The organism is Streptomyces sp. G-G2, assembly GCF_030063135.1.
GTDB lineage: Bacteria > Actinomycetota > Actinomycetes > Streptomycetales > Streptomycetaceae > Streptomyces.
Genome location: NZ_JASISO010000012.1, coordinates 158,510 through 168,191 on the forward strand (window position 1 = coordinate 158,510; position 9,682 = coordinate 168,191).

The window sequence follows — 9,682 nt, forward strand, 5'->3', positions numbered from 1 at the left end:
CGAACCAGCCCCGTCGGCGGGTGGGGCGCCTCCCGGGGGACGACGGGCCCGTGCCTCCGGAACGGCCCCGCAGGGGCGAGCGAGCCCCCGGCGGCCAACCCCGCCCCCGGACCGGCACCCCGCCACCCCGGCCCGTAACGTTGACCACGCGATTCGCGCCACCGCCGCCGCGAGCCCCGCCCGCACCGCCCCACCGCACGAAGAGCACCGCACGAGGAGAGCCGCATGGCCGCACACCCCGCCTACCCCGTAGGCCTCCGTCTGGCGGGCCGCCGCGTCGTCGTCATCGGCGGCGGCCAGGTCGCGCAGCGCCGCCTCCCCGCGCTCGTCGCGGCCGGCGCCGACGTGCTGCTGATCTCCCCGTCCGCCACCCCCTCCGTGGACGTCATGGCGGAGACGGGCGAGATCCGCTGGGAGCGCCGCCGCTACCAGGACGGCGACCTCGCGAACACCTGGTACGCCCTGATCGCCACCCGCGACAAGGCGGCCAACGACGCCGCCTCCGCCGAGGCCGAGCGCGAGCGGGTCTGGTGCGTGCGCGCCGACGACGCCGAGGCCGCCACCGCCTGGACCCCCGCCACCGGCCGCAGCGAGGGCGTCACCGTCGCCGTGCTGACCGGCAACGACCCGCGCCGCAGCGCCGCCGTGCGCGACGCGATCGTCGAGGGCCTGCGCGACGGCACCCTCGCCGCCCCCGCGCACGGCCGCGAGAAGCGCAACCCCGGCGTCGCCCTGGTCGGCGGCGGCCCCGGCGACCCGGACCTGATCACCGTCCGCGGCCGTCGGCTGCTCGCCGAGGCCGACGTGGTCATCGCCGACCGCCTCGGCCCCCGCGACCTGCTGGACGAGCTGGCCCCGCACGTCGAGGTCATCGACGCGGCGAAGATCCCGTACGGCCGGTTCATGGCCCAGGAGGCCATCAACAACGCGCTGATCGAGCACGCCAGGGCCGGCAAGTCCGTGGTCCGGCTCAAGGGCGGGGACCCGTACGTCTTCGGCCGCGGCATGGAGGAGCTCCAGGCCCTGGCCGAAGCGGGGATCCCGTGCACGGTCGTCCCCGGCATCTCCAGTTCCATCTCGGTGCCCGGCGCCGCCGGGATCCCGGTGACGCACCGCGGGGTGGCCCACGAGTTCACGGTCGTCAGCGGTCACGTCGGCCCCGAGGACCCGCGGTCGCTGGTCGACTGGGCCTCGCTGGCCAAGCTGACCGGCACCCTGGTGATCCTCATGGGCGTGGACAAGATCGGCCTGATCGCCGAGGCCCTGGTCCGCCACGGCCGGTCCGCCGCCACCACCCGCGCACGACCGTGCCGTTGGCACCACACCCAGGACAAGGCAGTATCACCCTGTGGCTGATCTCATCACCGTCGAGGACCCCGACGACCCGCGCCTGCGCGACTACACGGGCCTGACCGACGTCGAACTGCGGCGTCGGCGCGAGCCCGCCGAAGGACTCTTCATCGCCGAGGGCGAGAAGGTCATCCGGCGGGCCAAGGACGCCGGGTACGAGATGCGCTCGATGCTTCTCTCCGCGAAGTGGGTCGATGTCATGCGTGACGTCATCGACGAGCTGCCGGCCCCCGTCTACGCCGTCAGCCCCGAGCTGGCCGAACGGGTCACCGGCTACCACGTGCACCGCGGCGCCCTCGCCTCCATGCAGCGCAAGCCCCTCCCGACCGGCGGCGAGCTGCTCACCGCGCACACCGGTGGCAGCCGCCGGATCGCGATCTTCGAAGGCTTCGTCGACCACGCCAACCTCGGCGCCGCCTTCCGCAGCGCCGCGGCCCTCGGCATCAGCGCGATCCTGCTCTCCCCGGACTGCGCCGACCCGCTGTACCGGCGGGCCATCAAGGTCTCGATGGGCTCCGTCTTCTCCGTCCCGTACGGGCGGCTGACCGACTGGCCCGCCGACCTCGAACAGGTCAGGGAGGCCGGGTACCGGATCCTCGCCATGACGCCGAGCGCCAAGGCCACCCCGCTGGACCAGGTCCCGCCCGAGCGCTTCGAGCAGTCCGCGATCATGCTCGGCTCGGAGGGCCACGGCCTGTCCACCTACGCCCTGCGCGCGGCGGACGAATGGGTCCGCATCCCCATGTCGGAGGGGATCGACTCGCTGAACGTGGCCGCCGCCTCCGCCGTGGCCTTCTACGCCACCCGCCCGCGCGGCTGAACCACCCGGCTCCGTCGAGGAGTACGGGCGGGACGCGGCGGCTTAGAGCTTCTGGGCCGCTGCGATCCCCAGCGCCACGATCAGCGTGACCAGCACGAACACGATCAGCCGCTGCCGCATCAGCCGCGGGTCAGGCCGCGAGGGCCGACGCCCGGTGCCCGTCGTACGCGGCCCCGGCCGCCCGCCGCCCGTACGTCCCGACGTGGGCCGGGAGGACGGGCCGCCGGGCTCGCGCGGTCCCGCGGGGCGCGTGTGCGGACCGCTGTGGGAGCCACTGTGCGAGCCGCTCGGCGACGGCACCCCGTGCGCGCCCGGCTCACCCTGGGGGCGCGGCGCGGGCGTGCCCGCCGTACGCCGCTCCGTGTGCTGGTCGGCGTACTCCTCGGCCAGCCGCCCCGTCGGCCGCTCGGGCCTGCCGCGCTGGGCCGGGGGCCGTCCGTCCGTGATCCCCTGGGCCTCGCGCGCCGCGATCTCCTTGAGCCGCATGGACAGCTGGAGCGTGGTCGGCCGGTCCTCCGGGTCCTTGGCCAGGCAGGCCTGCACGAGCGGTGCGAGGGCGTCCGGTACGCCCTGAAGGTGTGCCTCCTCGTGCACCACGCGGTACAGCATCACCTCGGAACTGCCGTGTCCGAAGGGCGAGTCGGCGGTCGCCGCGTACGCCAGGGTGGCGCCCAGCGCGAAGACGTCGGTGGCGGGCGTGACGGCGGCGCCGCGCACCTGCTCCGGAGCGAGGAAGCCGGGGGAGCCGACGGCCGTGCCCACGTGCGTGAGGGTGCTGGCACCGGTCGCCCAGGCGATCCCGAAGTCGATGATCCGGGGGCCCTTCGGGGAGAGCAGGATGTTCGACGGCTTGAGGTCCCGGTGGACCACCCCCGCCTCGTGGACGGCGACCAGCCCCTCGGAGAGCGCGGCGCCGATCGCGGCGATCTGGGCAGCGGTGAGCGGACCCTCCTCGGCCACCTTGTCGTGCAGGGAGGGCCCGGGAACGTACTGCGTGGCGAACCACGGACGCTCCGCCTCCAGGTCCGCGGCCACCAGCCGGGCCGTGCACCCGCCGCGGATCCGCCGGGCGGCGGACACCTCACGGGCGAAGCGCGAGCGGAACTCCTGGTCCTCGGCGAGATCGGGGCGGATCACCTTGAGCGCGACCCGCTGTCCGCGCCGGTCCGAGCCCAGGTAGACCACACCCATGCCACCCGCGCCGAGCCGTCGGTGCAGCCTGAACGAGCCGACGACACGGGGGTCCTCCCGCCGGAGCCGCATCATCGCCATGTCCACCCCGCTGACCGGTCGTCCTGTTGACGTGGCACAGCTTACGGACCATCCGGCATGTCCGCTCAGAGGCCGCGCCCTCGCCGCGAGATTCGATTGTCAGTGCGGGCAAGGCCACTTGAGGGAGAATCAGGGGTACGAGCGACCCCTGGGCGGGGTTACGGGTGTTCCCCCAAACGGCCCTTGCGCCAAGGAGATTGACGCCAACCGGCCCGGACGGCCCCGCACCCTCCGGAGCCGCCCCCGCGCCCGCCCGGCACCGTCCCGGGGCGGCCCCGGGACGTGAGGGAAGTCACCAGCGGGGGAGGGGCGGCGGACACCCCGGGACAGGGCCTCGGGGATGACCCCTACACCGGGGCGGCGGTCTCCACCCAGGGGTGTACACGGGTACCGCCGCAGTCATCCTCCCGGAGGCCCGGCATGGGTCCGAAGGCATGAGGCCAGGAGCCCTCCGCCCCCCTAGTGTTGAAGACAAGCGGCGGGTGGCGCACTCGTCCCCCGAGGTCACAAGCCCGCCGCTGCCAACCACAGGGAGAGGGCCATGGCGGACATCGCACGGACGGGACGCAAGGCATTCGCGTTCAACGGCCATGAGTCCGGCACGCGGCACCCGCTGGTCGCCGCGGCGATGGTGCTCCCCCTGGCCGCCATCCTGGTCTTCTTCTTCGGAGGATGGGACCAGGTGGTGGCGCAAGCGTCGTCCGTGGGTTCGTTGCTGGGGCGCTGAGCAGCGCCCCGGGTCCGGGAGAGCGGCCCGGGCCGGGACATCGGCCATCAGCCCCGTGGGGACGGGGGTGCGGCGGACGGCAGGAGAAGGGTGCTGCCCCGGCGACTGAGAAGTCGCCGGGGCAGCGCCCTTTTCCGTTCCCCGTCCCGCCGCCCGGCCACGCGTACGATCCCCAGGCGGGCCGCCCGGCCCCGCCCGACCCGGGAGCGCGCGTGAGCCCGACCGACCGCCTGACCACGGCCCTCGCGGCAGCCGCCCGACACGCCTCGACCCCGCCGCGGCCGACCAGGGCCGACGCCGGCAGGGCCGAGGTGACCACGGCCGACGCGGACAGCGCCGACGCGGGCACCGCCGACGCGAGCGCCGGAGCCGGGCACGTGGTGCTGGCCGACCGGGAGGACGGCACCGTCGTGCGCTGGGGCGCGGCCGTGGCCAAGGCGCACGCCGGGGACAGCGACCGGGGGCACCTCGCGGCGCGCATCCGGATCGCCGGGTCCGAGGCGCTGGCAGGGATCCTGCTGCCCCCGCTCGACCCCGGGTTCGGCCACCTCCACGGGCGGCCGGTCTCGCTCTGGCCGTACGGAGTCCCGGTGGACCCCGGGCGGCCCGCCGCGGCCCCGTGGGAGGAGACCGCCCGTCTGCTGGCCCGCCTCCACCGCGTCCCGGTCCACCGGCTCCCGGGCCCGGTGCCCCCGATGCGCGGCCCCGCCAAGGTGGCCCGCGCCCTGCGCCGCATGAGCGAAGCCCTGACCGCCCCGGCCCCGGCCGACCCCGCCGCACGGACCGGCGACACGTCCGGCCCGTCCCCGGCCGTCCCCGGCTTCGCCCCCGCCCCCGCCGCGCGGGCCGCCGACCCGGCCGGCCCGGGGACGTACGCCCACCCCGAGGCGGCCGGGCTCGGTCAGGTCGTGGCGGCCGCCGCCGACCGGGTGGCGCGGTGGGCGCGGGGCATCGGGGCCGCCCCGCCGTCCACCACGCTGTGCCACGGCGACCTGCACCTCGGCCAGCTCGTCCGGTACCCCGCCCCCACCGGCCCCTGGACCCTCATCGACGTCGACGACCTCGGCCTCGGCGATCCCGCCTGGGACCTGGCCCGTCCGGCGGCCTGGTACGCCGCCGGACTGCTCGACCCGGACGTCTGGCTCCGGTTCCTCGACGCCTACCGGGCCGAGGGCGGTCCCGCCGCCGGTCCGCCCGGCAGCGACCCGTGGCCGGAACTCGACCTCGCGGCCCGCGCCTTGACCGTGCAGACCGCCGCGCTCGCGCTGGCCAAGGCGGTGCGGGAGGAGCGCAGACTCGACGCGGAGGAGGGGCTGATGCTCGATGCCTGTGCCCGAATCGCCACCCTCCCGGCCGACTTGCCCGCGCGGGGAGCGCCGTAGGGTGAGTTTCACGCCACCGGGCAGGTATCCGGTGTCGACTTTCGACGGCGAGGAGTTGAGCCGATCATGCAGTGTCCGAAGTGCCACGCGGTGATGCACACCTACAACCGCAACGGTGTCCAGATCGAGCAGTGCGCCAACTGCCGGGGGATCTTCCTGGACTACGGCGAGCTGGAGGCGCTGACCCGGTTGGAGTCCCAGTACCTCCAGGCCCCGCCGCCGCCCGCGCCCCCGCAGGGCTACCCCGCGCAGCCGGGCTACCCGGCCCAGCCCGGCGGCTATCCGGCCCCGCACGCGGCCCCCGCCTGGGGCGCCCCGCAGCACCACGGCGGCCACAAGCACGGCCACAAGCACGGCGGCTTCGGACGGATGCTCTTCTCGTCCTGAGGGCCCCTGAACGCGTGCCCCTGAACGCGAAAGCCCCGGCCGTGGAAACGGCCGGGGCTCTCAGGTGGTGCGCGATACTGGGATTGAACCAGTGACCTCTTCCGTGTCAGGGAAGCGCTCTCCCGCTGAGCTAATCGCGCGGGCACTGCGACGCGGGGCCGCAGGGGGGTAACTGTACAGCGTGCGCGATACTGGGATTGAACCAGTGACCTCTTCCGTGTCAGGGAAGCGCTCTCCCGCTGAGCTAATCGCGCGGGTGATCCTCGCGGATCAAGTGGACGATACTGGGATTGAACCAGTGACCTCTTCCGTGTCAGGGAAGCGCTCTCCCGCTGAGCTAATCGTCCTTGGAGGTGGAGACGGGATTTGAACCCGTGTAGACGGCTTTGCAGGCCGTTGCCTCGCCTCTCGGCCACTCCACCATGGAGCTGAGCAAGGGTTCTCGGGAGATCCCCCACATCGAGCGGACGACGAGACTCGAACTCGCGACATCCACCTTGGCAAGGTGGTGCTCTACCAACTGAGCTACGTCCGCAGGTCACCGTTTCGCGGCTGAGGTTTCCCCCGGCGCTCCCTGGCGACGTGTTGAACTCTAGCGGATTCCCGAGCAAGCTCAAAAACGCGTTTCCGCAGCGTGCTGCCGCTCGATCACCACACGTCACGGCGCCGGCCACCCCACGTCACCTCGCCGGCCACCGCAGGTCACCTCTGCGGCGCCGAGCCGTCACCGGTCATAGACTCGCAGCCGTGCACGACCTGCCCCCCATGGCCCGTTTCTGCGGCCTCCTCGCATCCGATCTCCGCGATGTCACCAGCGATCCCTCCGCCCTGGACTCCACCGGCTTCTGGGCGGTGGCCGCGGATTTCGAGGGACGGCTGACCTGCGCGCGCTTCGGGGACATACGCCCCGACCCCGTTCCCGCGCCCGTTCCGGGAGCCTGGCGAGGCCCCGCCGCCGACGCCTGGACCTCCTCGCTCGACCGGGCCGCCTACGTCGCGGGCGTCCGCCGCATCCGCGAGCACATCGCCGCGGGCGAGGTCTACCAGGCCAACCTCTGCCGTGTGATGTCCGCGCCGCTCCCGGGACCCGCCGCCGACAGCGCCGGGGTCGGTGCGGACGGCGCGGACGCCGACGTGGACGCGCTCACCGCCCTGCTGGCCCGGGGCAACCCGGCCCCCTATGCCGGAACGATCCGCCTCCCCGCCCACGGGGTCGAGATCGCCACCGCCTCCCCCGAGTTGTACCTGCGCCGCAGCGGCCGCCGGATCGCGTCCGGTCCCATCAAGGGCACCGGCCGCACCGTCGCGGACCTGCTGCCCAAGGACCACGCCGAGAACGTGATGATCGTGGACCTCGTGCGCAACGACCTCGGGCGGGTCTGCGCCACCGGCTCGGTCGCCGTCCCCGAGCTGTGCGCCGTCGAGGAGCACCCCGGCCTGGTCCACCTCGTCTCCACCGTCAGCGGAGACCTCGCGGACGGCGCGGGCTGGCCCGAGCTGCTCGCCGCGACCTTCCCGCCGGGTTCCGTCACCGGAGCCCCCAAATCCTCCGCCCTGCGGATCATCGAGGCCCTGGAGACCGCCCCGCGCGGCCCCTATTGCGGGGGCATCGGCTGGGTCGACGCCGACCGGGGCACCGCCGAGCTGGCCGTCGGCATCCGTACCTTCTGGATCGACCGGGAGGCCCCCGGCGGCCCCCGCCTGTGCTTCGGTACCGGCGCGGGCATCACCTGGGGCTCCGACCCCGACCGGGAGTGGGCCGAGACCGAACTCAAGGCGGCCCGGCTGCTCGCGGTAGCGTCGGGCACGTACCAGCACAGTGGAGGGACCGCTCAGTGACGACGCCCAAGGCGACACCGCACGCACCCGCGCCGGACGCGCAGCCGATCTGGCTCGACGGGGCGCTGCGCGACCCCGACAGCGCGAAGGTGTCCGTGTTCGACCACGGCCTGACCGTGGGCGACGGCGTCTTCGAGACGCTCAAGGCCGAGCGCGGGGCCGCCTTCGGCATGACCCGGCACCTCGACCGGCTCACCCGCTCCGCCCGGGGCCTGGGCCTGCCCGACCCCGATGTCGATGAGGTCCGCCGAGCCTGCGCCGCCGTACTGGAGGCGGGCTCCGCCGCCGTCCCCTTCGGCCGGCTGCGGATCACCTACACCGGCGGGCTCTCCCCGCTCGGCTCCGACCGGGGCGAGGCCGGACCCACCCTCGTCGTGGCTCTGGCCCCGGCCGCCCGCCGCCCCGACACCACCGCCGTGATCACGGTCCCCTGGGTGCGCAACGAGCGCAGCGCCGTCGCCGGGCTGAAGACCACCTCCTACGCGGAGAACGTCGTCGCGCTGGCCGCCGCCCACCGGGCCGGTGCCTCCGAGGCCCTCTTCGCCAACACCGTCGGCCGCCTCTGCGAGGGCACCGGCTCCAACGTCTTCGTCGTCCTCGACGGGGAACTCCACACCCCGCCCCTTGCCTCCGGGTGCCTCGCGGGCATCACCCGCGACCTGGTGATCCAGTGGGTCGGCGCCAAGGAGACCGACCTGCCCTTCGAGGCCCTGGAGCGGGCCGAGGAGGTCTTCGTGACCTCCTCGCTGCGCGACGTGCAGGCCGTCCACCGGATCGACGGACGCGCGCTGAGCGCCGTACCGGGCCCGGTCACCGCCGAGGCCGTACGGATCTTCGCCGAGCGCACCGGGGACGACCTCGACCCGTGACCCCGGCCCCGCGCCCGCCCGCCGGGGTGGATACCGGACGGGAAAGGAGCTGACGGGTACCCGTTCGGCGGGTAGAAAGACCCTGATGACCACCACCCTGCGGCCGTCCGCGCCGCTCCAGCAGACCCCGGCCGGGGCGCGCTCGCGCCCGTACGAGATCCGGGTCAACAGCAGGCGCGTCGGCTCCCTGCTGCTGACCTCGGACGAACCCCTCGGCGCCTTCGTGTCCGGAGCGATCCAGGACCTTCTCGTCGACGAGGGGGACCGGCGCCGGGGCCGCGCCACGGTGGCGGCGCTCGCCGCCGAGGAGGTGCTGCGCTCCTGGGGCTGCCGCCGGGTGGCGGTCTCCGTCCCGGCGGAAGCGGCGGGCGGACCGGAACTGGCCGGGATCCTCGGCTACGCCCGGACCGGCCGGAACATGGTCAAGGACCTCACGGACGCCCCGCCGCCGCTCCCCGAGGGAGTGACCGGGCGCCCGATGACCGCGGGGGAGTACGCGCCCTGGCTGGCCGAAGCCGTCGTCCGGTACGCCGGGTCGTGGCAGGCCCGGGGCCTCTCCCCGGAGGCGGCGCTCGCGAAGTCCACCGCCTCCCACGCCGCCGAACTGCCCCAGGGGCCGGACACGCCCGGTGTGGACCTCCTGGTCCTGGAAGCGGCCGGGGCGCCCGCCGGGCACATCTGGATCGGGCGGGTGGCCGGGCAGGCGTACGTCTTCGACGTCGAGGTGGCCGCCGGACAGCGCGGCCAGGGCCGCGGCCGCTCCCTCATGCTGCTCGCCGAGAAGGCCGTCCGCGCGGCCGGACTGACCACCCTCGGCCTGCACGTCCTCGCGGGCAACACCCCGGCGGAGCGCCTGTACGAGTCGCTCGGCTACCGCACGGTCCGGACCAACTTCGCCAAGGAACTCCTCTAGATGAATGAGTCCAAGGGGTGTCGTCGCGGTCAGTGATCGTAGGCGGTCAGTGACCGCTTGACGGGTTGCCCCGTCTTGTCGTTGAACCAGATCGCGGCGGTTAACGCCAGGATGCGGAAGAGG

9 protein-coding genes and 5 tRNA genes are annotated in these 9,682 nt (G+C 74.3%); 8 read left to right on the forward strand and 6 right to left on the reverse strand.

The annotated features are described in order from the left end of the window. Window positions 1–225: 225 nt before the first annotated feature. Window positions 226–1,356: a uroporphyrinogen-III C-methyltransferase gene (cobA, locus tag QMF80_RS12825; protein ID WP_283452634.1), complete on the forward strand. Its 1,131-nt coding sequence runs from the start codon at window positions 226–228 to the stop codon at window positions 1,354–1,356. Beyond that, window positions 1,349–2,170: a TrmH family RNA methyltransferase gene (locus QMF80_RS12830; RefSeq protein ID WP_283452636.1), complete on the forward strand. Its 822-nt coding sequence runs from the start codon at window positions 1,349–1,351 to the stop codon at window positions 2,168–2,170. The genes cobA and QMF80_RS12830 overlap by 8 nt, the downstream gene beginning before the upstream one ends. 42 nt (window positions 2,171–2,212) lie before the next feature. Here the strand turns inward: QMF80_RS12830 and QMF80_RS12835 are convergent, their stop codons facing one another. Further along, window positions 2,213–3,442, reverse strand: coding sequence for a serine/threonine-protein kinase (locus QMF80_RS12835; RefSeq protein WP_283452638.1), 1,230 nt, complete (start codon window positions 3,440–3,442; stop codon window positions 2,213–2,215). Between the two features lie 541 nt (window positions 3,443–3,983). On the opposite strand from QMF80_RS12835, the gene QMF80_RS12840 reads away from it, so the two are divergent. From QMF80_RS12840 to QMF80_RS12850, 3 genes are all read left to right on the forward strand, one after another. Continuing rightward, window positions 3,984–4,169: a hypothetical protein gene (locus tag QMF80_RS12840; RefSeq protein WP_283452641.1), complete on the forward strand. Its 186-nt coding sequence runs from the start codon at window positions 3,984–3,986 to the stop codon at window positions 4,167–4,169. Between the two features lie 428 nt (window positions 4,170–4,597). After that, window positions 4,598–5,551 (forward strand): phosphotransferase family protein, encoded by a 954-nt coding sequence (locus QMF80_RS12845; RefSeq protein ID WP_502962830.1) that lies wholly within the window; start codon window positions 4,598–4,600, stop codon window positions 5,549–5,551. A 66-nt stretch (window positions 5,552–5,617) separates the two neighbouring features. Further along, complete coding sequence (locus tag QMF80_RS12850) at window positions 5,618–5,938, forward strand: TFIIB-type zinc ribbon-containing protein (protein WP_283452643.1); 321 nt, start codon at window positions 5,618–5,620, stop codon at window positions 5,936–5,938. 65 nt (window positions 5,939–6,003) lie between these two features. On the opposite strand, the gene QMF80_RS12855 is transcribed toward QMF80_RS12850, so the two are convergent. From QMF80_RS12855 to QMF80_RS12875, 5 genes are all read right to left on the reverse strand, one after another. Further along, a tRNA-Val gene (locus QMF80_RS12855) sits at window positions 6,004–6,078 on the reverse strand. 42 nt (window positions 6,079–6,120) lie between these two features. Beyond that, window positions 6,121–6,192 (reverse strand) — tRNA-Val (locus QMF80_RS12860). A 21-nt stretch (window positions 6,193–6,213) separates the two neighbouring features. Next, a tRNA-Val gene (locus QMF80_RS12865) sits at window positions 6,214–6,285 on the reverse strand. A 1-nt stretch (window position 6,286) separates the two neighbouring features. After that, window positions 6,287–6,360 (reverse strand) — tRNA-Cys (locus tag QMF80_RS12870). Window positions 6,361–6,400: 40 nt separating this feature from the next. After that, window positions 6,401–6,473: transfer RNA gene (locus tag QMF80_RS12875), tRNA-Gly, on the reverse strand. Between the two features lie 212 nt (window positions 6,474–6,685). Between QMF80_RS12875 and QMF80_RS12880 the strand changes: the two genes are divergently transcribed. The 3 genes from QMF80_RS12880 to QMF80_RS12890 all read left to right on the forward strand — a co-directional run bounded on the left by QMF80_RS12880 (window position 6,686) and on the right by QMF80_RS12890 (window position 9,559). Continuing rightward, window positions 6,686–7,777 carry a chorismate-binding protein gene (locus QMF80_RS12880; protein ID WP_283452645.1) on the forward strand — a complete coding sequence of 364 codons (1,092 nt, stop codon included), beginning with the start codon at window positions 6,686–6,688 and terminating at the stop codon, window positions 7,775–7,777. Window positions 7,778–7,824: 47 nt separating this feature from the next. Beyond that, window positions 7,825–8,646 carry an aminotransferase class IV gene (locus tag QMF80_RS12885; protein WP_283452666.1) on the forward strand — a complete coding sequence of 274 codons (822 nt, stop codon included), beginning with the start codon at window positions 7,825–7,827 and terminating at the stop codon, window positions 8,644–8,646. A gap of 85 nt (window positions 8,647–8,731) precedes the next feature. Further along, window positions 8,732–9,559: a GNAT family N-acetyltransferase gene (locus QMF80_RS12890; protein WP_283452646.1), complete on the forward strand. Its 828-nt coding sequence runs from the start codon at window positions 8,732–8,734 to the stop codon at window positions 9,557–9,559. The last annotated feature ends 123 nt before the right edge of the window (window positions 9,560–9,682 follow it).

Excerpts from the sequence above, each read along its gene's own strand:
- cobA (WP_283452634.1), top strand. The coding sequence starts at position 226 with ATGGCCGCACACCCCGCCTACCCCGTAGGCCTCCGTCTGGCGGGCCGC.
- QMF80_RS12835 (WP_283452638.1), bottom strand. The coding sequence starts at position 3,442 with ATGGCGATGATGCGGCTCCGGCGGGAGGACCCCCGTGTCGTCGGCTCG.
- QMF80_RS12840 (WP_283452641.1), top strand. The coding sequence starts at position 3,984 with ATGGCGGACATCGCACGGACGGGACGCAAGGCATTCGCGTTCAACGGC.
- QMF80_RS12850 (WP_283452643.1), top strand. The coding sequence starts at position 5,618 with ATGCAGTGTCCGAAGTGCCACGCGGTGATGCACACCTACAACCGCAAC.
- QMF80_RS12890 (WP_283452646.1), top strand. The coding sequence starts at position 8,732 with ATGACCACCACCCTGCGGCCGTCCGCGCCGCTCCAGCAGACCCCGGCC.